Origin of the sequence: Gaiella sp., assembly GCF_035710885.1 — a bacterium.
GTDB lineage: Bacteria > Actinomycetota > Thermoleophilia > Gaiellales > Gaiellaceae > Gaiella.
On sequence record NZ_DASTCS010000076.1, the window covers coordinates 181,694 to 208,027 of the forward strand.

Sequence of the window (26,334 nt, forward strand, 5' to 3'; positions counted from 1 at the left end):
GGTCAGGTGCCGACGCCGATGATGGCCGCGTCGCCGTCGGCCCGGATCCGCTCGCACAGCTCGGGGTCGGGGATGTGCTGGTTGCGCCACCGGACCACCTCCGTGCGGATCGACGGCCGGTGCTCCTCGAACCAGCCGCGGAGCTGCGCCATGAAGTTGTCCGAGTTCGCGAAGCCGACGTCGACGAGGAAGAGCCTCTTCCCGTCGAGCCCGTCCAGGCTCGGCGCCATCCCGCGCGCGTTGACCTTCGGCGGGTACCCCTCGGGGTTCAATACCCTGAACTTGGCCATCACTGCCTCCCGGAGTCCGTTGGCGATGCTATCCGGCCCGTGCTTGTCTCCCCGATCGGGACCTGCTGCTCGCCCAGGTAGCTGGAGATCAGGAGCTCCCGGTCGCCTTGCAGCACCTCCGCGCGGTCCGAGAGGACGATCTCCCCGTGCGAGAGCACGTAGCCGCGGTCGGCGATCTCGAGCGCGAGCTGGATGTGCTGCTCGACGAGCAGCACGCCGCACCCCGAGTCGAGCGCGTACTTGTGCACGACCGGTAGGAGGCCCTCCACGATCACGGGGGCGAGCCCGAGCGAGAGCTCGTCGAGGAGCAGCAGCCGTGGCCGGCGCGCGAGCCCGCGGGCGATCGCAAGCATCTGCTGCTCGCCGCCCGAGAGCAGCCCCACCCGTCGCGTGCGAAGCTCGGCGAGCTTCGGGAAGTACTCGTAGGCGGCCTCCTCGTCCGGCCGCCCGCCGCGGTAGCCGAGCCCGAAGTGCTCGGCGACGGTCAGGCCGTAGAAGATCCCACGGCCTTCCGGCACGTGGGCGATCCCGCGCCGCGCGCGTTGCGTGGGGGACACCCGAGCGACGTCCTCGCCGTCGAAGACGACGCGCCCGCTCATCGGCCGGACGAGGCCCGAGATCACCCGCAGCGTGGTGGTCTTGCCGGCGCCGTTCGAGCCGAGCAGCGCAACCACCTCGCCCGGGCCGACCGTGATGTCCAGGTCTCGGATCACGGCCGCTCGGTCGTACCCGGCGGTCAGCCCCTCGATGCTCAGGACGGCCTCGCTCATGGTGCGTCCACCACCGGCTCGAGCTCGGACGCGGCGCCGCCCAGATAGGCCTCGATCACCTGCGGGTCGCGACGAACGACCTCCGGCGGCCCGTGCGCGATGACCTTGCCGAACTCGAGCACGACCACGTAGTCGGAGATCCCGAGCACGAGCCCCATGTCGTGATCGATGAGCAGCATCGCCGTCCCTTGGTCGACCACGTCGCGGAGGTGGTACGCGAGCGCCTCGCCTTCCCGGGCGTCGAGGCCCGCCGCCGGCTCGTCGAGGCAGAGGAGCCTCGGCTCCGAGGCGAGCGCGCGCGCGATCCCGACGAGCTTGCGCTGCCCCTGCGAGAGGTCCTCGGGCGTTGCATCCGCCGCTTCCCGGAGCCCGAGGAGCTCGAGCGCCTCGTCGGCGGCCTTCGTGCTCGTCACCGGCCTCCAGAGGGTCTCCCTGACCGTGGCCCAGGTGGACGGGTGGTAGGACGCCACGGCGAGGTTCTCGCGCACGCTCAGGTCGTCGAACAGCTCGATCGACTGCCACGTCCTGGCGAGCCCGCGATCTGCGCGCGCGTGGGCCGGCAGCCCGTCCAGCCGCTTGCCGTCGAGCTCCGCCCCCCCGCGATAGGGCACGAAGCCCGTGATCGCGTCGATGAACGTCGTCTTGCCCGCGCCGTTCGGGCCGATCAGCCCGACGAGCTGGCCTTCGGACACCGCGAGATCGACCTCGTCGAGCGCGCGCAGGCCTCCGAAGGACACGGAGACCCCGGTCGCCTCGAGGACGATCGGACCCGGCTCCCGCCGTGCCGGTCGCTCCCGGCGCGGCACCGGCGCGACCCGAGGCCGCGGCTCGGAGGCCGCGGCCTCCGCCGCGAGCCGCTTCGCCTTCTGCTGCTTCCTCGTGTAGCCGGCCCCGGCGATGCCCTCCGGGTGGACGAGCAGGGTCACGATCAGCGCGATGCCGCCGACGAGGAGGGCCCACGTCCCGGACAGGCCGAGCCACTCGTCGAAGGCGCGGGGCAGGAGGCCCTCGGTCGCGCCGACGCCGGCGATGATCGCCCCGGAGATCATCGTGATGCCCCCGAAGTATGTGAACGCGATGAGGCCGAGCGCCGCCAGCGGGCCGAACCGCGTGTAGCTGACCGAGCCGAAGTTGTAGGCGTACAGGGCACCGGCCATGCCCGCGAGGAAAGCCGCGATCCCGAAGCCGGCGAGCTTCGTGTTGCGGACGTTGATCCCCGAGGCCGCCGCGGCACGCTCGTTCGAGCGGACGGCCAGCATCCTCTGCCCGAGGCTGGAGCGCCGCACGTTGGCGACGAGGAGGGCGAGGAGGATCGCCGCGGCGAGGACGAGGAAGCCGAACACGGGGCTCGGCAGGTTGTCGTCGATGCCGCGGAAGGACGCGTCCGGGCCGAGGTTGACGCCTCCGAGCTCGGGCTGCGTGACCGGCGAGCCCGTCGGCCCGCCGCCCCAGCGCGCGTTGAGGAAGCCGAACTGCTCGAGCGCGAGGGCGGCCGCGAGCGTGACGACCACCAGGCTGACGCCGCGCACCCGCAGCGCCGAGACGGCGATCAGAAGCCCGATGACGGTCGCCGTGGCGGCGCCGATCAGCAGCGAGACGGGGAACTCGGCCCAGATGCCGCCGAGATCCGTCGTCAGATGCGACATCGTGAAGCCCGCCACGCCGGCGAGCGCGAGTTGCACGACGGAGATCTGCCCGACGAAGCCGACGATGACCACGAGCGAGAGGCAGATGAGGATGCCGAGAAGCGAGTTGATCAGCGCCTGGCGGAAGTCGTACGGGAACACGATCAGGCAGACGACGCCGGCCAGCAGGAGGATCCCGCTCCACCTGCCGAGCCGCTCCGGGCGAGGCACGGCCGGGAGGCGCTTCTCGACGATCTCGCCGCGCCCGGGAAGGCTGGCTCCTCGCAGGAAGAGCGCGACCACGATGACGAGGAAGACGAACAGCTCGGGCAGCCCCCGCAGCGGCGCGCTCCCCTCGTCGGTCGGGAACCAGCTCTGCGTCGACCAGTACTGGAGCAGCGACTGGAACATGCCGATCCCCAGGCCGGCGAAACACGCGATGAAGAACGACGTGAACCCCGCGAGCAGCGCGGCGCCGAGGGCGGGTACCACCTGGAACGCCATCGTGCGCGAGTCGAGCGTGACGAGGGGCGCGACGAGCACCCCGAGCCCGCCGGCGACGACGCTCGCGAGCACGGTGTTCGCGAGCGAGAGGCGGGCGGGCGACAGGCCCGCGAGCATCGCGGAGACCTCGTTCTCGGAGGCCGCGCGCGTCGAGAGGCCGAACGGCGTCCAGCGGTACAGAGCCGCCAGCACCGCGGCGACGACGATCACGATCCCGGCGAGCATGAAGCGGTCGATCGGCACGACGCGGCCGAAGAACGTGATCGTGTCGGACGGCAGGATCGACGGGGCCGACTTCGGCTCGCTCGAGAAGATCACGACCACGCCGGACTGGAGCACGAGCAGCAGGCCGAGCGAGGCCGCGAGCTTCGCGAGCGGCGCCGTGTTGCGGAGCGGCCGGAAGATCGCCAGCTCGATCACGACGCCGAACACGGCCATCGCGACGAGCGTGAGCACGAAGGCCGCCGCCGACGAGAGCTGGAAGCCGAACTCTCCGGTCCGGAACGCCCAGAAGCTGTAAGCGCCCGTCATCGCGATCGCTCCGGTCGCGATGTTGATGATCCCCGAGCCGCGGTAGATCAGGACGAGTGCGAGCGCGATGCTCGCGATGAGCGCCCCGGCGCCGAGCCCGAGGGCTGCGAAGAGGAGGATGTCCCGCATCTCTCAGTCGATCGCGGATCCTGCGGGCCCGGCCGACGCCGGGCCCGCAGCTCCGTCGGTCTCGCCTACCCGCCCGTGGGCGGCTTCAGCCAGCCCGAGGCGAGCTTCCACTTGCCTTGGCCGAGGTAGGTGTAGAACTGGGTCTGGTTGCCGCAGACCGCCGGCTCTCTCGGGGACACCTTGCCGCACGCCACCTCCGGAGCCGCCAGCACGAGCGGGCCACGGAAGGCCTTGAACCCGGCGCTGATCCGTGCCGGGGTCAGCTGCGCGTACGGGATCCGGTTCATGATCTTCACGGTCGCGAGCAGCTCCTCCCACGCGATCTCCGAGAAGACCCACAGCATGTCGTTCACCGTCGTGCCGTACTGGAGCCCTTTCCGGAGGAACAGGCTCGACTGCGGGCCGGGCAGGTTGACGAGGGTCTGGGCGATGCCGTACGTCCACTTCGGGAGGTCGCCGCCCGCGTACGCCGCCCGGGGGATGGCCGTGCAGAGCGGCGTCGACAGAACCGGCTTCGTGTAGCGGATCTGCTCGAGCGCCCGTGCGAACGGCACGCACTCGGTGAAGCCGAGCGCCGGGACGATCATGTCCGCCGAGCTCGCCTGGGTCGCCGCGCCGAGCAGGTCGGTGGCGAGCGGCTGGGTAGCGACCATCGTCACCTGGCGCCCGACCCGCTGCATCGCGCTTCGCAGCGCGAACGCTGCGGTGTCTGCGCCGGGCTGGTTCGGATAGACGATGGCCACGGTCCTCACGTTCCGCAGGGCCCGCTGCGTGTACGTGCCGAAAGGCCCGAGCACGCTCGTCTGGCTGCCGTTCAGGAAGTAGGCGTTCCGCGCCGTCGGATCGCTCGCGGTCGCCGTGACGCCGCCGATCACCGGCTTCGTGCCCCGTAGGGTCGCGTAGAGGGACTGGTTGCCGTTGACGAGGAAACCGAAGAGGACGGCCTTCACGTTCCTGTCGTTGGCGAACTGCTGGCCACAGCGCACCCCTTCTTCCTCCGCCTCCGCGACGAAGCACTCGGTCAGCCGGAGCGGATGCCCGTGGATGCCGCCCAGCTCGGCGTTCACCATCCTCACTCCGGCACGGATCACGCTCGTCGCCTGCGGCCGGTTGACGTTCGGCGGCCCGCCCTGCTGGTTGATGAACCCGATCGTGACGGGCGCGAGGCGCGGGTTCGCCCGCCCCTTGCCCCCGACGTAGACCTGGTAGTCGAGAACTTGCGGCCGCGGAGCCGCACCCGTTGCGGCGACGGCCGTGGCGGTCGCCGTGAGGGCAGCTGCCACGGCGAGGACGATGGTCGCGCGTCGCCCCCGCACGGCATCGACGATCCCTGCGGAACGCATAGCTACCTCCTTCTGGCTCCTCGGCAATTCCTGCGCGTGCCCGTGCGCCTCACTCGCATCGATGCCGCGCACGTCTCAGCGGCTCGCGGCGTCGCTGCATCCATCCGCTCACTGGGCCCACGTACGATCCGGCGAGCGTAACCCGCTTGTGACGAAAGTGTCAACAAAACTGTCAAAGAGTGCGCATGGCGTCACACGGAGCGCCGCTCGAGCGCCTCGCGGAAGATCGGGTTGGAGAGAAGGAAGTCGATCGCGTCCGCGCGCTCGCGGTCGAGCGGCTCGTCCGGGAACGAGGCGAGCATCGCGCGGAAGCGCTCGTCGGCGCCCTCCCGGAACTCGCGGTGGGTGAAGATGTACAGGTCGTCGCGGCGGATGCCGCGGAGGACGCGCTCCCCGCATTCGCGCGGGTCCATCCAGAGCGGTGAGTTGGGGCGCGCCTCGAGCTCCCGCTCCAGCTCGGCGTACCCCGAGTCGCCGTAGCGTTCGGGCCGCGTCCTGCCGCCCTCGCGGATATTCGTCTGCACCGGGCCGGGGCAGAAGGCCGAGACGCCGATTCCCGCTTCGGCCAGCTCGCTGCGCAGCGCCTCCGAGAGCCCGATCACCGCGGCCTTGGCCGTGATGTAGATCGCGGCGCCGCCGATCGGGACGACGCCGGCCATCGACGAGGTGTTCACGATGTGCCCACCTTCGCCATGCGCGAGCAGTCGCGGGACGAACGTCTGGACTCCGTTGACGACGCCCCCCAGCAGCACGCCCAGTCCCCAGTCCCAATCGTCGTAGCGGGCAAGCGTGACGGGCCCGAGGATGCCCATGCCCGCGTTGTTGCAGAGGACGTGCACGCTGCCGAAGACTCCTTCGGCCTCGTCGGCGGCCCGGGCGAAGCCCTCGCGGTCGGTGACGTCCAGCTCGATCGGGTGCACGTGCTCCCGCGCGCCGCTCTCGACGAAGCGCCCGAGCGCGGTCTCGATGTGGTCGGGCCGCAGGTCGGCGATCACGACGTTCATCCCCGCCTCGACGAACGCCTCGGCAATGCCGAGCCCGATCCCGCTCGCGCCGCCGGTCACGAACGCGGTCTTGCCGGCGACCTCGTCCATCCGCCCTAGCGGTCGCCGGGCCACGAGGCCAGGGCGCGGGCCTTCCCCGCGCGCCGGCCCTCCTCGACCGCGAGCCGCTCGGCCGGCACCGGCTCGTCCGGGAACGCGGCGAGGATCTCGTCGAAGATCCCGCGCAGCTCGTCGCGGTGGTCGGCGTGGGTGAAGACGTAGAAGTCGTTCTGCCGGATCGCGCGCAGGACCTTCTCGCCGACCTCGTCCGGGTCCATCCCCGCCTCGTGAAGGCCCGGGAGGATGCGCATGAACTCCTCGTCGGCGGGAGTGACGTCGGTCGAGAGCTCCGCCGGCCGGATCAGGTCGCTCTCGTAGATCTTGCTCTTGACGAGACCGGGGCAGACCATCGAGACGCCGATCCCGTGTGGCAGCAGGCTCCAGCGCAGCGCCTCGGACAGCCCGTGCACCGCGTACTTCGCGGTGGTGTAGATCCCCGCGCCGGGCCCCGCGACGAACGCGGCCATCGACGCCGTGGTGACGACGTGACCGCCCTCGGCGTGCGCCTTGATCCGCGGCACGAACGTCACCACGCCGTTCACGACCCCTCCGAGGTTGACGCCGAGCACCCAGTCCCAGTCCTGGTAGGTCGCCTCGGAGATGTCGTTGAAGAGATTGATCCCCGCGTTCAGGCAGAGCACGTGCACGTTCCCGAGGACGCGCTCCGCCTCGTCCGCTGCATGCGCGAACGCCGCGCGGTCGGTCACGTCCAGCCGGATCGCGTGCACGTCACCGCCGAGCTGCGCCGTCGCCTCCTCGAGGTGGTCGGCGCGGAGGTCGGCGATCGCGACCCGCATCCCCGCGCCCACGAACGACCTGGCCATGCCGAGCCCGACACCGCTCCCGCCGCCGGTGATGAAGGCCACTCTGCCTTCGACGTCCCGCATCGGTCCCGGGACCTTATAGGCTCGATTCTCGACAGCCCAGCATCTCGAGGAGGCTCGTGCTGATGGCGACCGAGACGGCGACGACGGTGGTGCGCGCAGACGTCGTCGGCAGCCTGCTGCGACCCGAGCACCTGCAGCGGGCGAGGGAGGCGGCGCGCGCGGGCACGATCGACGCCGGCGAGCTCCGCGCAGCAGAGGACCGCGCGGTGCTCGAGGCGATCGCCCTCCAGGAGGGCGCCGGCATCGAGGCGATCACCGACGGGGAGTACCGCCGAAACGGGTGGATCGCGTTCATCCCGATCATGGACGACCCGCTGTTCCGCCCACCCGTGAGCGGGTTCGAGTTCCTCGACGCGGAGTCGGGCTGGCGCGACCTGTGGAAGACGGGCTCGGGCACGCCCGCCGACACGTCGGGTCTCCCGCCCGAAGAGCCCTTCGTCACGCGGCGGCTGGAGGTCGAGCGCGACATCGTCACGGACGAGTACGCATTTCTGAAGGCAAATGCCCGTGCGCGGACGAAGTACACGATCCCGGCGCCCAGCTGGCACCGCATCTACTGGCATCCCGAGTACTCGGCCGACGCGTATCCGACCTCGGACGAGTTCATCCGCGACGTCGCGCGCATCCTCCGCGAGCACGTCGTCGACCGCCTCGTCGAGCTCGGCTGCGACTACGTGCAGATCGACGCCCCGAACTACGCGCAGTGGCATATCGACCCGGCGAACCGGGCGGCCTTCGAGGAGCACGGGCACGACATGGCGCACGAGCTCGTCGCGGACGCCGAGTTCGACAGCATGGTCTTCGACGGGCTCACGGACGTCACACGCGCGATGCACATGTGCCGCGGCAATGCTCCCGGCGGGATGTGGGCCGCGACCGGGGGCTACGAGGCGATCTCGAAGGAGGTCTTTCCGCGCCTGAAGAACCTCGATCGGCTGCTCCTCGAGTACGACTCGGACCGCGCGGGCACGTTCGAGCCGCTCGCGGACGTGCTTCCGACCCACGAGGTCGTGCTGGGGCTCGTCACGACGAAGCAGGGCGCGCTCGAGGACCCGGACGATCTCGAGGCCCGCATCGAGGAGGCGACCCGGTACGTGCCGCTCGAGCGGCTGGCGGTCAGCCCGCAGTGCGGATTTGCGTCCGGCGTGGTCGGTGTGATGACGCCCGCCGAGCAGGAAGCGAAGCTCCGGCTGATCGGAGATGTCGCGCGGCGCGTGTGGCCTGGAGCGAAGTAGGCGCTCCGCTCCGCATCGAAAGCGCCGGCGTCGGTCTGCACGTCGACGTCGGGGGGCCGGACAACACCGTCCCGGTCGTGTTCCTGCACGGGGTCGGCTCGAGCGGCCGAACGTGGGATCCTCTGGCCGATGCCGTGACGGGCGGTCGTCGGGTCGTCCGGATCGACTTCCGCGGTCACGGTCGCTCCGACCACGCGCCCGGCACCTACGCCCTCGCGCGCTACGGCGCCGACGTCGTCACCGTCCTCGGCGAGGTGGTCGCGCGGCCGGCGGTGCTCGTGGGGCACTCGCTCGGCGGCGTCGTCGCGTGGTGGCTCGCGCAAAGCCATCCCGAGGTCGTCACGGCGGCGCTGCTCGAAGACCCTCCGCTCCTCGCGGGGGAGACGCCGGACCTCGAGGCAGGCCGGTTCCGGGACGTCTTCCACGCCGTGAAGGCCACCATCCTCGCCGGCGGCGAGCACGGCCTCTCGGACGAGGAGATGGCGGAGCGTATCGGTGCCATGCGGTGGGGCCCGCCCGGGACGCCGCCGCTCCGCGAGGTCCTCACCGACGACGCGCTCGCCGCCCTCGCCTTCGGGTACCGGAGGCTGGACATCGGCGTGATCGACGGCGCGATCGACGGCTCGACGCTCGCCGCCACCAACACGGGACTGCCGGTCACCCCGCCGGTCGTCATCCTCGCCGGGGACGATGCCGCCGGTGCCGCGTTCTCGACCGAGGACGCGATCCGCCTACGGCAAAGCCAGCCGGGGGTCGAGGTGCACCGCGTCGCCGGTTGCGGCCACCGAATCCACGAAGCGCGGCTCCATCGCCAAGCCTTCACGGACCACCTGCGCCGGTTCCTGGACACATACGGCGGCTGATCAGGCGCCGGCGCCCGGCCTCGTCACATCGGCGTCGTCACCCGACCGGCGAGACCACGCCACGGTGGATAGAATGGATCAGCGGCGAGGCGGGTAAGAAACTCCTGCAAATCGCCGCTTTTCGCCCCCGTAGCTCAGTGGATAGAGCAGCGGTTTCCTAAACCGCGTGCGCAAGTTCGATTCTTGCCGGGGGCATTCTCCGCAAGGACGGCTTGGTCAGGCGGTTTTCGCTTGGTCGAGCCGCTTCGCGGCTCGCGGAACCGTTGCGGGCGATCTCCCTGCGTAGACCGCCCGAGACGGCCTCGAGACGATTGGATCCGAGTCCCTCACTTGGCGCGCGACTGGCGCGCCGTGGGCGATCGCGCGCCTCCCGGGTGTGCGAGACGACGAAGCGAGTCGAGCGACCGAGCGAGAGCTTCCTAACGCACACCCTCCGCACGCGGCGAGGCGGTGGAACGGGAGCGCTCCGTTCCACCGCCGAAGTCGCCTTGCTGCTTGGTGGCTCTCGGCGCGTCCCTGATACCGAGCGTGCCCGAGAGTGACGCGACGCGCTCTAGTTCTTGCCTTTCCTGTCGTGCTCCGCCTTCTCGTCGTGATCCTTCCTCCCGCCCGGGGCGACCGGTTCGTGCTTCGGCTTCGGCTTCGCGCCCGGAACGACCGGTTGGTGCTTGGGAGCACACTTCCCCGGCCGGACCTCGACTGCCGAGCCGCCGTCCGCCGCACCGATCTTGCCTCCGGTGAACCCCGTCGCCGGGGCAAAGCCGGACGAGAAATTGGCGAACAGCTTGGCGTGCGGGTCCCCCGTATGGCCCGTCGCGAATCCGACGAGCTTGCCGCTCGCCCACACGCCGGTGAACCGCGCGGCCGTCTCTCCCGAGGCGACGTGGATGCGGAGCTTGCCTTCGACCACACCGATGTTGTCGGTCGCGTTGGCGACGACCCGCGCGTCCAGCGTGATCGGACCGGCAAGGTTTCCGTCTCCCGCGGCGACACCGCTGTAGCGGGCCTTGGCGGTGACCAGGGTCTTGCCGTCGGAGGTGGTGCAACTCGTGGGTTTGCCGATCTGCTGCACGGTCACTGCCGTGAAGGTGCCGGTGACCGACGAGATGCTCTTCGTCGGCCCCACTGCCTTCGCTACGGCCAGCCCAGCCGTCGCCAGCACGACCAGCGCAATTGCTGCGAACGTCAGCCTGCGCATCTCGCTCTTCCCCTTCCGTCGAGCGCTGCGTCTTGCTACGCGCGTCTTCGTGATCTCACGCACGGTGCGACACAGACATGAGCTTTTCGTAAGGGCCGTGCCCCTGTAAGGGGGCACGGCCGACGCAGAGGCGCACGACTGGAAGACGGCGATCTGGACCGTCTTGCCGCCGCAGAACCACCTGGGCGACGTCGATGGCGCGCGCTCCGGCGCACCACTGGCCCGAGCCGCGTGGTCGAGCGGGAGAGCCCGCGCTTCCTGACCGCGTGCGCGAGTTCCTTGCCGGGGGCATTCTCCGCAAGGGCGGCTTGGTCAGGCAGTTCTCGCTTGGTCAAGCCGCTCGGTCGTGCCTCGCCGGCTGCTTTCCAGCTCCGGGCCGGTGTGCGGTGGCGCGGGGGGTAGTTGCACGGCGACCCGGAGCCCGCCGGCGGCCCGGGGGGAGAGGGTGAGGGTTCCGTCGTGTGCCTGGGTGATGCTCTTGACGATTGCCAGGCCGAGGCCGACGCCTGCGTGGTCGGTGTGGATGCGTTCGGCACCGCGAAGAAACGGCTCGGCAAGCGTGGACACCGACTGCGGGGCGAGCTTCTCGCCCGTGTTCTCGACGGTGAGCACCACACTCTCGGGGTGAGTGCGGGTCGTGACCCACACCGCGCCCTGTTCGGGCAGGTTGTGGACGATCGCGTTGTGTACGAGGTTCGTGCTCAACTGCAGCAGGAGCGCGTGTGAGCCGATCGCGGGCGTCATGTCGCCGGAGGTCTCGACGGTGAGACCCCGTTGTTCTGCGAGGGGGAGGAGCGTCTCGGTGGCTTCCTCCGCTATGAGCGACAGGTCGACGCGTTCCCGCGTGAATGACCGTTGGTCGGCGCGGCTGAGCAGGAGCAATGCTTCGGTGAGGTCGATCGCTCGGGTGTTGACGGCGTGGAGGCGATCGACGAGCTCGCCGGTGTCGCGGTTCGGATCGTTGCTTGCGACATCGAGAAGCGTCCGCGTGATCGCCAGCGGGGTGCGCAGCTCGTGCGAGGCGTTGGCTGCGAATCTCTGCTGCTCGTCGACGTGCGCCTCGAGGCGCGCGAGCATGGTGTCGAACGCGTCGGCGAGCTCCCGGAATTCGTCGTTGCTGCCTTCCAACCGGATCCGGTGGGAGAGCGACCCGTTCGCGGCAATGCGTGTCGCGTCCGTGATGCGGGTCAGCGGCGCGAGCATGCGACCGGCGAGCAACCATCCTCCGAGCAGACCGAACACCAGCAGGAAAGCCAACACCGCAGCCGCCCGCGGAGCGAAGACGTGCAGGAGGTTCGACCGGATGGGAAAAGGACCGGGAACGGGGGTGCTGATGAGCGCATTCTCGGGGACGTAGCGCAGGAGGAACAGCCACACGGCGGCGAGCAGCAAGGCGCCTGCGAGCATGAGGAAGCCGGCGTAGCTGAGGGTGAGCTTGAGGCGAACGCTCAACCCGGACGCCCTGACGATGCTCTCCTCCTTCACGCCGGTCCTGTGTGGATGCGATAGCCGACGCCGGGCACGGTGGCGATGATCCAGGGCTCGCCGAGGCGTTTGCGCAGTCCCGAGACCGTGATGCGCACGGCGTTCGTGAACGGGTCGGCGTTCTCGTCCCACGCCCGTTCCAGGAGCTCTTCGGCGCTGACGACACCGCCTTCGGCTGCGACGAGGACTTCGAGCACGGCGAACTGCTTTCTCGTCAGCGCGACGTAGCGGTCGTCGCGGTAGACCTCGCGGCGAAAGGGATCCAGCCGGAGACCCGCAATCTCCCGTACGGGCGGCCTGCTGTGGGCGCGCCTACGGTCGAGCGCTCTGAGACGGAGCACGAGCTCTCGGAGCTCGAACGGCTTCGTGAGGTAGTCGTCGGCGCCGAGCCCGAACCCGGAGGCCTTGTCGTCGAGACGGTCGGCGGCGGTGAGCATGATGATCGGCGTGCCTCTGCCGGAGGCGACGATGCGTTCGGCGATCTCGTCGCCGGAGGGTCCGGGAATGTCTCGGTCGAGGACGGCGATGTCGTAGGCATTGAAGCTCAGCAGCTCGAGGGCGGTGTCGCCGTCACCGGCGATGTCCGCCGCGATCGCTTCCAGGCGTAGGCCGTCCCGAATGGCTTCCGCCATGTAGGGCTCGTCCTCGACGATCAACACGCGCACGCTCCGATGCTAGAGCCGGCGCATATCGTCGGCGTATCGAGAACCGCATACGTGCTGGCAACACCACGCTGCCTTGAATGGAGGCATCGCCCACGGCAAGCCAGCACGAACCGCGAGCCGTCGGGCTCGGATTCGCAGGACCCGTGCCGCCGGCCTGCTCGTCGTCATCGCGGTGATGGCCTCGGCCCTCGGCTACCAATCGCTGGCGTCCTCCTCCTCGACGGCCGCACCACGGATCGACGTCCCGCGCCCAGTGCACCGCGGTGCGCCCGGTGAGGGCTACGGTGCCCTCCCCCGCAGAGATCAGCATCGTGTGTTCGGCGTGGCCGATGGTGCCGTCCCCGGCGGCACGTCGGTGTTCGACGTCGAGGTTCCGGGGGTGGCCAACCTGGATCCAGCGCTCCTCGAAGCCCTGCGCCAGGGTGCGGCTGCGGCCGCGAACGACGGCGTCGTGTTCGTCGTCGAGAGCGGCTGGCGTTCCCCGGCGTACCAGGAGCACCTGCTCCGCCAGGCGGTCTTCGAGTACGGCTCGGAGCAAGAAGCGGCCCGTTGGGTGGCCACCTCCGAGACGTCTGCTCACGTGGCGGGGAACGCGGTCGACATCGGGCCCGCCGACGCCGCGGCGTGGCTGTCCGAGCACGGCTCCGGGCACGGGCTGTGCCAGATCTACGGCAACGAACCCTGGCACTACGAACTGCGCCCCGAAGCCGTCGATCGGGGTTGCCCTCGCATGTATGCCGACCCTGCGCACGATCCAAGGATGCAGCGGTGACTCGGCACGAGTGGTTCGAACCCCGGGGGTTCTGAGCGCCCCGGGGTTCGTCTCGGCGTGGACCTCGTTCGGCTCAGTAGGCGGGCGGGATGTGGTGGTTGCCCTTGAACAGGTCGCCCGGGTCGTAGAGCGCCTTCACCTGACGCAGGCGCGCCCAGGTCTCCGGGTCGAAGAACCGGCTCGCGTCGGTCGGCTCCATGACGAAGTTCGCGTAGTCGCCGACGCGGTAGGGGCGGACGGCTCGATCGAGGGACTCGAGGTACGCCCTCACCTTCGCCTCGGACTCTGCGTCCTCCGGAACCCCGAGCGCGATCAGGCTGAGCGCGCCCGGCAGTGTCGCCCGCGCACCGGCCCCCGGCGTCCGTCGTCCGAGCGCGCCGCCGAGCTGGCGGAGCTCCACCATCGCGAGGTTGGATCCCGACTCCGGTCCCACCGCGGCCACGAGCTCGTCGACGCCGGCGTGGGGCAGATCGTCCAGCAGCGCCGTGGTCGGCACGAAGGGGAGCGGGTCGGGCGGGTCCATCGCCATGGTGCCCAGTGCCGCCGGCGGCACCATCGCGAACGTATCCATCGCCGGAGCGAGATCGCGCACCGGACGGAGCAGGGTTCGGCCCTCTGCCTCGCTCCCGAGGAAGGCGCCGTAGACGACTGCGAACGAGCCGCCGCGCACCGGGTCGGGCACGAACGGCGCGTCGGGGAACTGCAGCAGCGACGCCCACGACATCATCTCGTCCGGCAGCGTCGGGACGAGCTCCGTCCATGCGTGGAGAACGTCGCTCGCCCGCTCGAAGGGAAAGAACATGACCCCGGCGTACAGGTGCTCGACCGGGTAGACGGCGAACTCGATCGCCGTGACCACGCCGAAGTTGCCGTTGCCGCCGCGCAGCGCCCAGAAGAGATCCGCCTCGTCCTCCGCGTCGACGCGGGTCGCGCGCCCTTCCGCGGTGACGAGCTCGATCGCAGTGACGCTGTTCGTCTGGAGGCCGTACTTCCGGGCGAGCCAGCCCATGCCGCCGCCGAGCGAGTAGCCGGCGACTCCGACGTCGGGGGACGACCCGTGGAGCGCGGCGAGCCCGTGGTCGGAGAGCCCCGGGGCGACACGTCCCCATTTCACGCCGGCCCCGACCCTGACACGGCGCGCGCGCGCGTCGACGAACACCTCCTGGAGCTCGCGGACGTCGACGAGGAGCGTGTCCTCGAGCGCGCCGTGGGCGTCGGCGTTGTGGCCGGTGGCCTGAGGCGCCACGCGAAGGCCGTTTCTGCGGGCGTACCCGACGGCGGCGACCACGTCGCTCACGTCGCGGGGGAGCGCGACGGCGGCGGGCCGCACGTCCGTCGCGAGGTTGAACACTTGCCGTGTCGCGTCCCAGTCGGGATCCGACTGGGTCACGACGCGTCCGTTCATCTGCGCGGAAAGCGTCTCGAAGGATGTGATGGTCAGCATCTCGGAGTCCTTTCGTTTAACATAGTGTCAATCGATTCGGCCATGCTAACATGAATGAACACCATGTCAACCCAAATGAGAAAATACGAGCTGAAGGCCCGTGCCGAGAGCCAGCGCGAGACTCGCGACCGGATCGCGCAGGCGACCGCCGAGTTGCACCAGGAGAAGGGCGTCGCACGCACGACCGTGGCCGAGATCGCGCGGCGCGCGGGAGTGACGCGTCCGACGGTCTACAACCACTTCGCGGACTTGAGCGAGCTGTTGCCCGCCTGCGCCGCCCACTACGAGCGACTGCACCCGGTGCCCGACTTCGGCAGCGTTCTCGCGCAGGAGGACGCCGGCGAGCGCGTGCACGGCGTGCTCGCCAGGCTCTACGGCTGGTATCGCGAGACCGAGCCGATGTACGGCAAGCTCTTCAGCGATCGTGCTTCCGTGCCCGAGCTGGATCGGTTCCTGGAGCAGAACGTCGATCGCATGCTGGACGGGCTCGGCCTCGAGCTGGCGGCTGGGTTCGCCGTCCGCGGCCGGAGGGCCGACCGGCTACGCGGGCTGATTCGGCTCGCGCTCGATTTCTGGACCTGGCAGCGCCTCGCGCGCGAGGGCCTCGACGACGAAGCCGCCGCCGACGTGATGGGGGCCGCCGTCGCCACCAGCGCCTAGGTGTGCTCGGGCGCATGGCGGCCCCGGCCGAAACGGTCACGCGCGCAGCCACCGGAGACCGCGACGCGTGGGTCGTGTATCGAGGCGCGCGGACGTGGTCGTCGAGGCGTCCTCCGTCTCGTCGCTACGCGGCGGCGAGCATGCCCTGCGCGTTCTCGTCCGAGAAGAACCTCGCTGCTCCCGTCGACGATGCACGATCTCGTCGCCACCGAAGCACGATTGCAGTCGAGCGCATCGACGTCGCCGGTCTCGTCAGCCGCTGCCCGCGCGCGGGGCGGCGACGAATCCGACATCCCGCGCGACGCGCGGCGACAGCGACCTCGGCCATGCGTCGAGGTCGATGCGACGCCCGGCCTGGCGGGGGTCGTCTGGTACGCCTGGAAGTCGCTCTCCCAGACACGCTCGTCCAGCTCGCGGACTCATCAGCGCCTCGTCTTGCCTCAGCGCGTTATTATCAGGCAACCTGATTCTAAGGAGGTGGTGTGACGAACGTTCTCGAGGGCAAGTCGGCGATCGTGACGGGCTCGGGGCGCGGGATCGGTCGTGCAACGGCAGAGCTCCTCGTCGCGCAGGGGGCTCGGGTTCTCGTCAACGACGTCGACGCCGGAGCTGCGGAAGGGGCTGCCGCCGAGATCGGTGACGCAGCGGCGGTGCTCGCGGGCGACCTGACCGCCGACGGAATGCCCGAGGCCCTCGTGCAGGCTGCGATCGACTCGTTCGGACGCCTCGACATCGTCGTGAACAACGCCGGCTACACCTGGGACGGGATGGGGCACAGGATGAGCGACGAGCAGTTTCGCGCGATGCTCGAGATCCACACCGTCGTGCCGTTCAAGGTTCTGCGGGCCGCAGCTCCCCACCTTCGCGATGCGGGCAAGCGTGATCGCGAGGAGGGGCGCGAGACGTTCCGGAAGGTCGTCAACGTCACCTCCATCTCCGGCACGCAGGGCAACGTCGGGCAGGCGAACTACTCCGCCGCAAAGGCCGGGCTCGTCGGGCTGACGAAGAGCTTCGCGCGCGAGTGGGGCCCCTTCAAGGTGAACGTGAACGCCGTCGCTTTCGGCTTCATCGACACGCGGCTCACGGCTTCGTCCGAGGACGGCACGACGATCGAGCGCGCCGGTCACGAGATCCGGCTGGGCATACCGGCCCAGATGCGCGAGGCTGCGGGGTCGGTCATCCCTCTGGGCCGGCCCGGGACACCCGAGGAGGCTGCAGGTGCGATCTTCTTCCTCTGCTCACCCTGGTCGAACTTCGTGCAGGGCCAGGTGCTGACGGTCAACGGCGGCCAGACGACCGGGATGACCGTATGAGCCTTGATCCCGCTGCGATCGGCCGTCCGACCGAAGAGCGCACCTATCTCGTGACCGAGCAGGCACTGCGTGTCTACGCGGACGCGACCGACGACGTGCCGGGCGGGCCCGTGTTCGCAATCGTCCCGGCGGCCGGCCCGATCGCCGACGCCTCGCGGTCGGTCGCGTCGGACGACGCACGGGAACGGGTCGTCCACTACGAGCAGGACTTCGTTCTCCATGCACCGCTCGAGGCCGAGGCCACGGTCTCGGTGCAGGCGACGCCGATCGCGCTGCTTTCGCGCCCGAACGGGACGTCGCTCGTGATCCATGTCGTGACGCGCAACGAGCGTGGTGAGCTGCTGAACGAGCAGTACGTGACCGAGTTCTTCCGCGGCGTCGAGGGAGCCCAGAGCGTGGGAGAGCGCCCGCCCGACCACGGCCTCGACGTCGACGGCAGGCCTCCGCTTGCCGAGGTGGCGTACGAGATCGCCGAGGATCAGACCGTCCGCTACGCCGACGCGTCGGGCGACCACTTCGCCATCCACCTGGACGACGAGTTCGCCCGGTCCGTCGGTCTACCGAAGAGGATCGTGCACGGGCTCTGCACGCTGGCCTTCAGTGGTCGTGCGGTGCTCGAGGCCGCGGGCGTCGATGATCGGCGAGCGATCCGCAGACTCGCGGCGCGGTTCTCGGCGCCGCTCTTTCCGGGTGACACCCTGACGACGCGAGTCTGGGCGCTCGGCGACGGGATCTACGGCTTCGACGCCGCAGGGTCGGACGGCACGGTCGTCATCAAGGACGGGCGCACAGAGTTGCGGTGACGATCGACCTCGCAGCGATCGAGGCAAGCGACGTCTTGGTCGGGCTGACCGGGCAGTCAGCCGCTTCGTCGACTCGCACCCAGCCGGCGGCGCAGCGAGCGGATCGCCCCGATCAGGCCGGGCAGGAGGCCGTGCGGGAAGAACAGCATGATCGTGATGAGCATGAGGCCGAAGACGCCGAGCGAGAGGATGGAGGGGGCCTGCGGTGGAAGGTCCCAACCCAGCAGTGACCCGCGCGTGCCCAGCTCCCGAAGCTCGTGCTCGACGTAGACGATGGTCACGGCGCCGATGACCGCTCCGTAGAAGCTTCCGAGGCCGCCGATCGAGACCATGACGACGAAGAGCAGGCTGAGGACGATCACGAAGTCCTCCGGGCCGAGGAACTGGGCGTAGAAGGTGAAGAGCCCGCCCGCAAGCCCGGCGAGCGCTGCGGCGAAGACGAAGAGCTGGAGCTTGTAGCGGGCGACGTTGACCCCTGACGCCGCAGCGGCCGGCTCGTTCACGGCGATTGCCTGGAGCGCGCGGCCGACGCGCGATGCGACGAGGGTCGTCGAGAGCAGCAGCGCGAGGCCGACGAGACCCCAGACCAGCGCGGCGTGGGACGCGCCCGACATCTGATGGCCGAAGAGCTCGAGGCGCTTCGTCACGGTGACGCCGTACTGGCCGCCCGTGAAACGGTCCTGGGCATAGAGCAGCGACCAGGCGATCAGCGCGAAGGCCAGCGTGGCGAACGCGAGGTAGTGCCCGCGGAGACGCAGGAGCGGCACACCGATGACGACGGCGACGGCGGCGCTCACGATCGGCGCTGCGACGACTGCGAGTACCGGGTCGATACCAGCATCCGGATCGACGAGTCGCGAGTCGGGATCGAGCCCGACCGTCAGCAGCCCGGATGTGTAGGCCCCGATGAGGAAGAAGCCACCCTGCCCGAGCGAGACCTGGCCGGCGAAGCCCATCAGCAACGTGAGGCCGATCGCGACGAGCGCGTAGAGGCCCATCCGGTCGTAGAGGCCGATGTCGCCGCCTTCCAACTGGAACGGGAGCCAGCACGCGAACGCGGTGGCGGCGACCACCCCGACGACCCGGACGATCGCGTCGCGTCGGTTGCGCCGCGCGCGCTGGTCGAGCGTGCTCATACCGCCAGCTCGCCCCGCGATCGCCAACCGATCAGGACGAGCATCACCGCGAGCGCGATGATCAGGTTGTACTGCGGGTCGATGTAGCCGACGACGAGCTGCTCGACCACGCCGAGCGCATAGCCGCCGAGAAGGGCCAGCCTGATCGACACGAGCCCTCCGAACACGGCGGCTGCGAATCCGTTGATCGTGATCGTCAGGCCCGAGCTGTAGGACACCGGCACGGTCGGAGCGAGCAGGACACCGCCGATCGCCGTCAGCGCGCCCGCCAGCGCGAACGCGATCACGGCGATCGAGCGGAGATTGAGGCCGATGAGCTCCGCGGCGCGCGGTGAGTCGGCCGAGGCGACGAGCGCTTGCCCGACGATCGTGCGGCGGAGAAAGAGCGTGAGTCCGACGGCGGCGAGAAGCGCGACGAGCGCCAGCGCTGCATATTGCGGCTGTACGAGCACGCCGCCGACGTTCCAGGCGCGATCCGAGATGGCCGAGTAGGACCGCGGCACCTCGCCGAACGCCGCGAGGAGAACCGCCTCGGCGAAGATCGCGATCCCCACGGTGATGATCAGGCTCGCAAGGTGCGTCGTGCGGCCGCGGATGCCGACGGCGACGACGGCGACGACTGTGGCGACGATCGCGGTCACGAGTACCGCCAGCAGCCCCGCGAGCACGAGCGACATGTGCTGGCTCAGCGAGTAGGTCACGAGCCCACCCAGGACTGCGAACACGCCTTGCGCGAAGTTCACGATGCCTGTGGCCCGGTAGACGAGCACGAGTGACATCCCGACGATCGCAAACACGGACCCGGTCGAGATGCCCACCACGACGAGCTGGAAGAACGTAGTCACGAGGGCGCGTCCGGCCCTCCACCGAGATACGCGCTCCGCACTTCGGGCCGACCCACGAGGTCACGGCTCGCACCCTCGAGCGTGACGCGCCCGGTCTCGAGAACGTATGCCCGCTCACACAGCGAGAATGCAAGCGACGCGCTCTGATCCACGAGCAGGATCGCGACTCCCTCCTCCTCGTTGAGGCGCACCAGGAACTCGGCCAGCGACTGCACGAGCCTCGGAGCAAGACCGAGCGAGAGCTCGTCGATCGCGAGCAGCCGTGGGCTCGCCATGAGCGCACGCCCGATCGCGACCATCTGCTGCTCGCCTCCCGACGTCCGCCCAGCCGGTCGCTCGCGCAGCTCGCGCAGCTTGGGGAGCAGGTCGTAGACGCGCTCGAGCTGGTCGCGCACGTCGCGTCTCGAGCGGAGGTAGCGCAACGTCGACGAGACGATCTCGAGCCGGAAGACGCGTCCGTACGCGCCCAGCAGCAGATTGGCCTCGACGGGCAGCGTCCCGAAGACGTGCCGCCCCTCGGGCACCTGGCTGACTCCGCGGCGCACGATCGAACCGGGTGTCGCTCCGGTGACGTCGTCGGCCTCGATGCGCACGCGACCGGACGCCGGGCGAATCAGGCCGCACGCGGCGTTGAGCAGCGAGGTCTTCCCAGCCCCATTCGGCCCGATCAGCGCGACACGCTCCCGAGGCGCAACCGCGAGGGACACGCCGTCGACAGCGACGGCCTCCCCGTATCGCACCGTGACGTCGTCGAGCTCGAGCAGTGTCACAGCGTCGCCGACCCGAGGTATGCCTCGACGACGCGTGTGTCTTCGCGAACCTCGGCGGGTGTGCCGTCCGCGATGACCCTACCTCGGTCGAGGACGACGACTCGCTCGGCGAGCGATCCCACGAAGCCCATGTCGTGCTCGACGAGGATCTGGGTGAGCCCCCTGCCCTTCAGGCCGAGCAGCGTCTCGGCGAGTCGTGTCTTCTCACCGCTCCGGAGGCCGGCCGCGGGCTCGTCCAGGAGCAGCACCTTGGGACGCTGCGCAAGCGCGCGTGCCACCGCGAGGAGACGGAGCTGCCCCAGCGGCAGCGAGCCTGCGGGCACGTTCGCCCGGTCGGCGAGACCGACGAGCTCGAGGCAGTGGTAGCCGTGCTCCTCGATCTGCCGCTCCTCGCGACGCTGCCACGGGGCTCGGAACATCGCCTCGACGAAGCCTGCTCGCGTCCAGGCATGGCAACCGACCATGGCGTTCTCGAGAACGTCCAGCTGGTCGAGGGGGCGGGTGGTTTGGAAGACGGTTGCGAGCCCCGCTTCCGCCCGACGGTGCGCGGTCCAGCGCGTGACGTCGTGGCCCGCCACGAGGACGCTTCCCGTATCGACCCGCAGGAATCCCGAGATGCATCCGAGGAGGGTCGACTTACCGGCGCCGTTCGGACCGATCAGGCATGTCAGCGAGCCCCGCTCGACGTCGACGTCGACGTCGGCGACTGCCGCGACGGCGCCGAACGACTTGGTGACGCCGCGGACCTCGCATGCGAGGTCCGCGGCGTCGGTCGGGTCAGCAGATTCGACTATCGGCGGAATGCCGATCCGAACAGCGCCCGAGGCTTGCACTGGACGATTCTCCCGGCCCACATGCTGTTCATCTGGATCCCGCTGTGGTTTCTCGGGCCGAAGAACAGTCGGCCACCTGGAGTCGCGAGTCCGCGGATCTTCGTCTCCAGAGCGGTGTTGATGCCTTGGCGCGTGAATCCGCCTTGCTCCATCGCGGCCTTCAGGGCGAACAACGACGTCGATGCGTCCACATGGAAGACCGAGAGGGGCTTGCCGATCGCACGCTGCACGATCTGCGCACGAGCACGGATGGGATTCCCGCGCGGGAGCTGCTCCCCCACGACTCCGAGGAAGCTGTTCACGAGCGCCCCGTTGACATCGGGGCATGTGGCCTCGAGGAACTGCGACGAGAGGTTTCCACCCGTCAGGACGAGGCGCTGCGGAAGCTGGAGCTGACGGAACTCCTTGACGATCGTGTTGCCGGCGGGAGTCACGGTCCACATCCAGAGCGCCTGCGCGTTCGAGTTCCTCACACGAGTGAGCTCCGCCGCGAAGCTGGTCGACGTCGGCGCGAAGATGAACTCGTCGGTGATCGAGAAGCCGTAAGCGCTCGCGAGGGCCTTGACCTGAGCGACACCGTCGCGACCGAAACCGCCGTTGTCACCCATGAGCGCGATTCGCTGGATGTTCAGGCTCTTCAGGTACTGGGCCATGCTGTACGCGTACAGCCGCGCAGTCGGAAGGGCGACGTAGACGTAGGGCCGAGGCGGCACGACGAGCGGCGTTGGGGGTGACAGCGGCAGGAACGGGATGCGCCCCTCCGTCGCCAACGGTGCCGTCGCGATGGCAGCGGCGACATTTCCCGAGCCGAGGATGGCGACGTACTTCGAGTCGGACACGAAACGCTGCACGTTCTGGACGGCCTGCGAGGGATTCGAAGCGTTGTCGAGGATGTCGACCTGGATCCGTCGGTTCTTGAAGGCGCCACCTCGATTCCAGAACCGCACGAGCGCGTCGACCGCCTCGCGATCGCCTTGGCCGACGATCGCCTGCGGCCCCGTCAGGGGGGCGTCCATGCCGATGTACACGGTCCGTGCCTGCTGTCCTGTCGCGGACGCGGACGAGAACAGCACGGCCGAGCACGCGGCAACAACTGCCGTCCCGAGTACGAGCAGCCTTCTCATCGATGCCCTCCTTGTAGGACGTGTGGCCCGTGCCTGCGGAGGCACGGGCGTCTGCCACTCCGGGAATGCTTGTGCGCCGATGCCTCTGGCGCAATCGAACCTCGACGAGAGGGAAGCCCGGGGGAGGCGCACCCGTGCAGCACCGTCACCGGTCGCTCCATCAAACCTCCTTCGACTCGAAGCGGTATTGCAACGGAGCTACTTATATCAGGCTACCTGATTACCCTCAAGCGGTCGCCTCTGCGACGGGCGCGCCCCACCCCGGTCACCCTCGGGCGGCAGCCCTGCGTGCAACGCGCGGACGCACTCCTTGAGCCACTCGGCGAACTGCTCCCGCTGAGCAGCGTCCAGCTCTGCCAGCATCTCCTCTTCCATCGCCTCGACCAGCGTGTCACACGTCGCCAGAACTCGACGGCCGTCGTCCGTCAGGCTGGCCGGGTATACGCGGCGGTGATTCGGGTGCGCGTCTCGACGAATGAGTCCCTTGTGCTCGAGTGCGTTCAGCACCTCGATCATCGCCTGCGGCGTCATATACGCCCGCCGCGCGAGCTGCGCGTTCGAAAGCGGCTGCCCGCGGGAACCGAGCACACTGAGGGTCGTGTACTGCAACGTCGTCAGTCCATGGGGTCCGAGACGCTTGTTGATCTGCGTTCGGATCGCGCGCTCGAGGCGCGCGATGACGTAGCTGATCCGCGGCTCGACGGTCGCCGAGGCGGCTGGATTCGTCCGATCCTGGGTCAACCGCGACATCGTCGCATACGTGCTCTCCGGAGCTGGCGCTCGCCCCTTCGCGGGACATGCTCGCCCCCTCAGTATCAGGTTTCCTTGACAGTATCAGGTGGGCTGATAGATTCGTCAGGGCCGTCGCGCTCGTGAACGCGAGGTTCGGGGCGCTCCAAGGAGGGAGGCATCGTGCAGCTGTTGCGTGTCAGACGCCTGACAGTCGTAGTCAGCCTCGTCATCTGTGCCATCACGGCGTTGACCGTGAGCGGAGGCGCAATCTCGGCATCGAGCGAGGAGGGCGGTGTCAACGACATCACCGTCGTGTCCAACCGTGCCGATCTGATCTCGGGCGGCGACGCCCTCGTCTCTGTCGATCTGAGCGCGAACCCGCAAGCGATCAGGGTCGAGCTCAACGGCAAGAACATCACGAGCACCTTTGCCGTGCGTCAGAACGGCCGCTTCGAAGGGCTCGTCACCGATCTCCGAGAGGGCAAGAACATCCTGCGTGTGCGTCCCGGGAACGGCGTCGGGCGCTGGATCGAGATCACCAACCACTCGATCGGCGGCCCGGTCTTCTCCGGCAAGCAGGTTCAGCCGTGGCTGTGCCGCACGACCGCACAGACGAATCCCTCTATCGGCCCGGCTGTCGACGACAAGTGCAATGTCGCCGCGCCGGTGGTCGAGCACTTCTACCGCAACGCGGCCGGTACCGCGTGGGTGGCCTACAACCCGAGCAGCCCGCCGGCGGCGGAGCTGATCCAGCAGACGACGACCGACGAGGGTAAGACCGTCCCGTTCGTCGTCCAGCGAGTGACGGGAAGCGCGAACCGCGGCATCTACCAGATCGCGGTCCTGGTCGATCCGACCAAGCCGATCACGCCGTGGTCGACCGAGCAGCCGTGGAACCGCAAGTACGTGAACACGTTCGGCGGCGCTTGCAGTGTCAACTACCAGCAGCCGACCGTGGGCGACGTGCGGAACGTGGCGCGACTCGGACTCGGGTTCGCGGTCGGCACGTCCGGCCTCAACACCTACGGGAACCAGTGCAGCGACGTGATCTCCGCCGAAGCGCTCATGATGACGAAGGAGATCATCACCGAGCGCTGGGGGCCGATCCAGTACACCATCGGCGACGGCGGCTCCGCGGGGACGATGCAGCAGCACATGATCTCGGGCGCCTACCCCGGGCTGCTGAACGGCCTCATGACGAGCCTGCTCTATGAGGACCACTGGTTCCAGGTCGTCGACTCGTTCGACTGTCTGCTGCTGTCTCGCTACTTCGGGCTGGGCGGCGCACCGGCCGGCTGGGGCGGAGGAGGCAATCCGCTCTTCAACACGGCCGCCTTGCGGCAGCTCGTGTACGGCACGAACCCGTCCAATCCCGATGCGAAGTGCTCGCAGAAGATCGGCTTCACCACAGCCGAGCTGATCGCCAACAGCGCCTCGGGCTGTGCCGGTCCGCCCAACACGCCGCCGTGGCGCTGGGACCCGCTCACCAACCCGAGCGGCACGCGCTGCACGATCCAGGACTACATGAACTACGTGTTCGGCGTCGGGCCCGACAACAAGGCGCCGCGTCCGATCGACAACGTCGGGGTGCAGTACGGGCTCCAGAACCTGCTCGACGGGACACTCGACAAGCAGAGGTTCGTCGATGTGAACTGGCGCATTGGCGGCATGGACATCGACGGCGTCTGGGAGCCGCAACGCACTGCGGCCGATGAAGAGGCGTTGGCGACGCTCTACCGCACCGGCCGCATCGCGGACGGATCGGGATCGGCCCATGTCGCCGAGATCGACGCCCGCACCAATCCCACCGACGTCGGCTTCCACCCGCCGTTCCACTCCTGGAGTTGGCGCGCGCGGATCGACCGCACGCTGGGAAACCACGACAACAACGTCATCTGGGTGTCGAGAGGCGGCGCGGTGCCGAGCCAGTTCGATGCCATGCGCGCGTGGCTCGACGGGGTGTACGCCGATACGAGCGATGATCCGCTCTCGGTCAAGATCGAGAACAACAAGCCCGCAGAGGTGCGAGACACCTGCTACGCCAGCGCCGCCCAGGGTGGCCCCCAGGACGATCTGTTCTGCACCGGCACGGCCGCGCAGTGGCAGTACTACTCGCACATGAGATGGGTGGCCGGCTGGCCGATGGAGCTGGACACGTTCAAGTGCCAGCTGAAGCCGCTCGATCGGCAGGACTACCGCCTCCCCAGCGGCGAGCCCATCGAGTTCACGGACGAGGAGTGGGGCAAGCTGCAGCAGGCGTTCCCCACGGGCGTGTGCGACTTCACGAAGCCAGCCGTCGCCCACCAGCCGACGATGCCGTGGATCACGTTCGCCGACGGACCGGGCGGTCGTCCACTGGGTGAACCTCCGACGTCGCAAGGTCCGCCGTCGTTCCCGCCGTCACCATAGGGCGCGACCTGCAGGTGGAGCACGCGCAGCGACGCGTGCGCGTGCTCCACACCTGCACCAGTTGTTGCTCGAGGCCGGCACCGACTGCACGTCGGCTCTGAAGCGGCTCTGTCTTCGCGAGTGGAGGACCTGCGCCGGCTGGTGCCTTGCGGTCTCCTACCGAAGAGTCGGCGTTGCTGTCGACCCCAGACTTCGCGCGTGCCCTCGAATGCCCGCCGGTCGCGGAACGTGTGCCCGCCTCGCGTCGACGCCAACTCTCGGTGCGAGGCGGCTCACACAGGCGCTCGCGTGAACGTCACGTGCGTGACTCCGCTGGGCGAGGAGACGGCCTCGACCTCATAGTCCTTCTCCAGGCCCTCCAGTCCGTCCCAGAGGCGTACGCCTCGGCCGAGCAGGATCGGGACCACGACGATGTGCATGTGGTCGACGAGCCCGGCGGCAACGAAGTCGCGGATCACGGTGGCACCTCCGCCGATGCGCACGTCCTGGCCGCCCGCGGCCTCGCGGGCCGTCTCGAGCGCCTCCGCGGGCGAAGCGTCGATGAAATGGAACGTCGTGCCGCCCTCCATCTCGATCGACGGGTGCGGATGGTGGGTGAGGACGAAGACCGGTGTATGGAACGGCGGGTTGGGACCCCACCAGCCCTTCCACTCCTGGTCCTTGTGCCATCCGGGCGGGCCGAACTTCCTGGCACCCATGATCTCGGCGCCGATCCCGACATCGTGCAGCCGCGTGAAGGCGTCGTCGATGCCGCCGGTGCCGCCGGGCTGGCCGCCGGACATCTCATTCCACCACCGGGTGGTGAACAACCATTCGTGCAGCCGTTCGCCGGCGTGGCCGAACGGTGTCTCGAGGCTCTGACCTT

24 protein-coding genes and 1 tRNA gene are annotated in these 26,334 nt (G+C 69.2%); 8 read left to right on the top strand and 17 right to left on the bottom strand.

Translation table 11 applies throughout. The features are described from left to right. Positions 1 to 2: 2 nt before the first annotated feature. The 6 genes from VFO26_RS17765 to VFO26_RS17790 form a co-directional block, all read right to left on the bottom strand. The gene (locus tag VFO26_RS17765; RefSeq protein WP_325116427.1) at positions 3 to 290 is read right to left on the bottom strand and encodes a UGSC family (seleno)protein; all 288 of its coding nucleotides are present in this window, start codon (positions 288 to 290) and stop codon (positions 3 to 5) included. Continuing rightward, the gene (locus VFO26_RS17770; protein ID WP_325116428.1) at positions 290 to 1,060 is read right to left on the bottom strand and encodes an ABC transporter ATP-binding protein; all 771 of its coding nucleotides are present in this window, start codon (positions 1,058 to 1,060) and stop codon (positions 290 to 292) included. Before VFO26_RS17770 ends, VFO26_RS17765 begins: the two co-directional genes overlap by 1 nt. Then, a complete protein-coding gene (locus tag VFO26_RS17775) occupies positions 1,057 to 3,849 on the bottom strand; it encodes an ABC transporter permease subunit (protein WP_325116429.1) in 2,793 nt (930 codons plus the stop codon). The genes VFO26_RS17770 and VFO26_RS17775 overlap by 4 nt, the downstream gene beginning before the upstream one ends. Before the next feature lie 65 nt (positions 3,850 to 3,914). Further along, entirely contained in the window at positions 3,915 to 5,192 is a 1,278-nt protein-coding gene (locus VFO26_RS17780) for an ABC transporter substrate-binding protein (protein WP_325116430.1), read from the bottom strand. A gap of 191 nt (positions 5,193 to 5,383) precedes the next feature. Next, entirely contained in the window at positions 5,384 to 6,286 is a 903-nt protein-coding gene (locus VFO26_RS17785; protein ID WP_325116431.1) for an SDR family NAD(P)-dependent oxidoreductase, read from the bottom strand. Between the two features lie 5 nt (positions 6,287 to 6,291). Then, positions 6,292 to 7,182, bottom strand: a complete 891-nt coding sequence (locus VFO26_RS17790) for an SDR family NAD(P)-dependent oxidoreductase (protein WP_325116432.1) — start codon at positions 7,180 to 7,182, stop codon at positions 6,292 to 6,294. A gap of 62 nt (positions 7,183 to 7,244) precedes the next feature. Between VFO26_RS17790 and VFO26_RS17795 the strand changes: the two genes are divergently transcribed. The 3 genes from VFO26_RS17795 to VFO26_RS17805 all read left to right on the top strand — a co-directional run bounded on the left by VFO26_RS17795 (position 7,245) and on the right by VFO26_RS17805 (position 9,475). Beyond that, positions 7,245 to 8,417, top strand: coding sequence for a cobalamin-independent methionine synthase II family protein (locus VFO26_RS17795; RefSeq protein WP_325116433.1), 1,173 nt, complete (start codon positions 7,245 to 7,247; stop codon positions 8,415 to 8,417). Beyond that, on the top strand, positions 8,399 to 9,280 hold the full coding sequence (locus tag VFO26_RS17800) for an alpha/beta hydrolase (protein ID WP_325116434.1): 882 nt from the start codon (positions 8,399 to 8,401) through the stop codon (positions 9,278 to 9,280). The genes VFO26_RS17795 and VFO26_RS17800 overlap by 19 nt, the downstream gene beginning before the upstream one ends. Positions 9,281 to 9,403: 123 nt before the next feature. Continuing rightward, positions 9,404 to 9,475, top strand: a tRNA-Arg gene (locus tag VFO26_RS17805). Between the two features lie 358 nt (positions 9,476 to 9,833). Here VFO26_RS17805 and VFO26_RS17810 read toward each other — a convergent pair. The 3 genes from VFO26_RS17810 to vanR-Sc all read right to left on the bottom strand — a co-directional run bounded on the left by VFO26_RS17810 (position 9,834) and on the right by vanR-Sc (position 12,628). After that, the gene (locus VFO26_RS17810) at positions 9,834 to 10,478 is read right to left on the bottom strand and encodes a hypothetical protein (protein ID WP_325116435.1); all 645 of its coding nucleotides are present in this window, start codon (positions 10,476 to 10,478) and stop codon (positions 9,834 to 9,836) included. A 312-nt stretch (positions 10,479 to 10,790) separates the two neighbouring features. Next, the gene (locus tag VFO26_RS17815; RefSeq protein WP_349259102.1) at positions 10,791 to 11,948 is read right to left on the bottom strand and encodes a HAMP domain-containing sensor histidine kinase; all 1,158 of its coding nucleotides are present in this window, start codon (positions 11,946 to 11,948) and stop codon (positions 10,791 to 10,793) included. Positions 11,949 to 11,959: 11 nt separating this feature from the next. Beyond that, positions 11,960 to 12,628, bottom strand: coding sequence for a VanSc-type vancomycin resistance response regulator transcription factor VanR (vanR-Sc, locus tag VFO26_RS17820; protein WP_325116437.1), 669 nt, complete (start codon positions 12,626 to 12,628; stop codon positions 11,960 to 11,962). Positions 12,629 to 12,950: 322 nt separating this feature from the next. Here vanR-Sc and VFO26_RS17825 point away from each other — a divergent pair, with 322 nt between their 5' ends. Then, positions 12,951 to 13,400 carry a M15 family metallopeptidase gene (locus VFO26_RS17825; protein WP_325116438.1) on the top strand — a complete coding sequence of 150 codons (450 nt, stop codon included), beginning with the start codon at positions 12,951 to 12,953 and terminating at the stop codon, positions 13,398 to 13,400. Between the two features lie 73 nt (positions 13,401 to 13,473). On the opposite strand, the gene VFO26_RS17830 is transcribed toward VFO26_RS17825, so the two are convergent. Beyond that, on the bottom strand, positions 13,474 to 14,844 hold the full coding sequence (locus tag VFO26_RS17830) for an FAD-binding oxidoreductase (RefSeq protein ID WP_325116439.1): 1,371 nt from the start codon (positions 14,842 to 14,844) through the stop codon (positions 13,474 to 13,476). A 75-nt stretch (positions 14,845 to 14,919) separates the two neighbouring features. Here VFO26_RS17830 and VFO26_RS17835 point away from each other — a divergent pair, with 75 nt between their 5' ends. The 3 genes from VFO26_RS17835 (at position 14,920) to VFO26_RS17845 (ending at position 17,620) form a co-directional block, all read left to right on the top strand. Further along, entirely contained in the window at positions 14,920 to 15,504 is a 585-nt protein-coding gene (locus VFO26_RS17835) for a TetR/AcrR family transcriptional regulator (RefSeq protein ID WP_325116440.1), read from the top strand. Between the two features lie 482 nt (positions 15,505 to 15,986). Next, the gene (locus tag VFO26_RS17840) at positions 15,987 to 16,817 is read left to right on the top strand and encodes an SDR family NAD(P)-dependent oxidoreductase (protein WP_325116441.1); all 831 of its coding nucleotides are present in this window, start codon (positions 15,987 to 15,989) and stop codon (positions 16,815 to 16,817) included. Then, entirely contained in the window at positions 16,814 to 17,620 is an 807-nt protein-coding gene (locus tag VFO26_RS17845) for a MaoC/PaaZ C-terminal domain-containing protein (RefSeq protein ID WP_325116442.1), read from the top strand. The genes VFO26_RS17840 and VFO26_RS17845 overlap by 4 nt, the downstream gene beginning before the upstream one ends. Before the next feature lie 56 nt (positions 17,621 to 17,676). On the opposite strand, the gene VFO26_RS17850 is transcribed toward VFO26_RS17845, so the two are convergent. The 6 genes from VFO26_RS17850 to VFO26_RS17875 all read right to left on the bottom strand — a co-directional run bounded on the left by VFO26_RS17850 (position 17,677) and on the right by VFO26_RS17875 (position 23,069). Beyond that, positions 17,677 to 18,756: a branched-chain amino acid ABC transporter permease gene (locus VFO26_RS17850; protein ID WP_325116443.1), complete on the bottom strand. Its 1,080-nt coding sequence runs from the start codon at positions 18,754 to 18,756 to the stop codon at positions 17,677 to 17,679. Next, positions 18,753 to 19,601, bottom strand: a complete 849-nt coding sequence (locus VFO26_RS17855; RefSeq protein WP_325116444.1) for a branched-chain amino acid ABC transporter permease — start codon at positions 19,599 to 19,601, stop codon at positions 18,753 to 18,755. Before VFO26_RS17855 ends, VFO26_RS17850 begins: the two co-directional genes overlap by 4 nt. After that, entirely contained in the window at positions 19,598 to 20,371 is a 774-nt protein-coding gene (locus VFO26_RS17860) for an ABC transporter ATP-binding protein (RefSeq protein ID WP_325116445.1), read from the bottom strand. The genes VFO26_RS17855 and VFO26_RS17860 overlap by 4 nt, the downstream gene beginning before the upstream one ends. Further along, entirely contained in the window at positions 20,368 to 21,204 is an 837-nt protein-coding gene (locus VFO26_RS17865) for an ABC transporter ATP-binding protein (protein WP_325116446.1), read from the bottom strand. The genes VFO26_RS17860 and VFO26_RS17865 overlap by 4 nt, the downstream gene beginning before the upstream one ends. Then, positions 21,162 to 22,328 (bottom strand): ABC transporter substrate-binding protein, encoded by a 1,167-nt coding sequence (locus tag VFO26_RS17870; RefSeq protein ID WP_325116447.1) that lies wholly within the window; start codon positions 22,326 to 22,328, stop codon positions 21,162 to 21,164. The genes VFO26_RS17865 and VFO26_RS17870 overlap by 43 nt, the downstream gene beginning before the upstream one ends. Before the next feature lie 207 nt (positions 22,329 to 22,535). Further along, positions 22,536 to 23,069: a MarR family winged helix-turn-helix transcriptional regulator gene (locus VFO26_RS17875; RefSeq protein ID WP_325116448.1), complete on the bottom strand. Its 534-nt coding sequence runs from the start codon at positions 23,067 to 23,069 to the stop codon at positions 22,536 to 22,538. A gap of 243 nt (positions 23,070 to 23,312) precedes the next feature. Here VFO26_RS17875 and VFO26_RS17880 point away from each other — a divergent pair, with 243 nt between their 5' ends. Continuing rightward, positions 23,313 to 25,469: a DUF6351 family protein gene (locus VFO26_RS17880; protein ID WP_325116449.1), complete on the top strand. Its 2,157-nt coding sequence runs from the start codon at positions 23,313 to 23,315 to the stop codon at positions 25,467 to 25,469. 272 nt (positions 25,470 to 25,741) lie between these two features. Here VFO26_RS17880 and VFO26_RS17885 read toward each other — a convergent pair. Then, positions 25,742 to 26,334, bottom strand: a 593-nt coding sequence (locus VFO26_RS17885) for a dihydrofolate reductase family protein (RefSeq protein ID WP_325116450.1), incomplete at its 5' end; no start/stop codon positions are given.

Coding starts and splice junctions, on each gene's coding strand:
- VFO26_RS17810 (WP_325116435.1), bottom strand. CDS start 10,478: ATGCGCAGGCTGACGTTCGCAGCAATTGCGCTGGTCGTGCTGGCGACG.
- VFO26_RS17790 (WP_325116432.1), bottom strand. CDS start 7,182: ATGCGGGACGTCGAAGGCAGAGTGGCCTTCATCACCGGCGGCGGGAGC.
- VFO26_RS17775 (WP_325116429.1), bottom strand. CDS start 3,849: ATGCGGGACATCCTCCTCTTCGCAGCCCTCGGGCTCGGCGCCGGGGCG.
- VFO26_RS17870 (WP_325116447.1), bottom strand. CDS start 22,328: ATGAGAAGGCTGCTCGTACTCGGGACGGCAGTTGTTGCCGCGTGCTCG.
- VFO26_RS17845 (WP_325116442.1), top strand. CDS start 16,814: ATGAGCCTTGATCCCGCTGCGATCGGCCGTCCGACCGAAGAGCGCACC.
- VFO26_RS17795 (WP_325116433.1), top strand. CDS start 7,245: ATGGCGACCGAGACGGCGACGACGGTGGTGCGCGCAGACGTCGTCGGC.
- VFO26_RS17780 (WP_325116430.1), bottom strand. CDS start 5,192: ATGCGTTCCGCAGGGATCGTCGATGCCGTGCGGGGGCGACGCGCGACC.
- VFO26_RS17830 (WP_325116439.1), bottom strand. CDS start 14,844: ATGCTGACCATCACATCCTTCGAGACGCTTTCCGCGCAGATGAACGGA.
- VFO26_RS17835 (WP_325116440.1), top strand. CDS start 14,920: ATGAGAAAATACGAGCTGAAGGCCCGTGCCGAGAGCCAGCGCGAGACT.
- VFO26_RS17770 (WP_325116428.1), bottom strand. CDS start 1,060: ATGAGCGAGGCCGTCCTGAGCATCGAGGGGCTGACCGCCGGGTACGAC.
- VFO26_RS17765 (WP_325116427.1), bottom strand. CDS start 290: ATGGCCAAGTTCAGGGTATTGAACCCCGAGGGGTACCCGCCGAAGGTC.
- VFO26_RS17850 (WP_325116443.1), bottom strand. CDS start 18,756: ATGAGCACGCTCGACCAGCGCGCGCGGCGCAACCGACGCGACGCGATC.
- VFO26_RS17785 (WP_325116431.1), bottom strand. CDS start 6,286: ATGGACGAGGTCGCCGGCAAGACCGCGTTCGTGACCGGCGGCGCGAGC.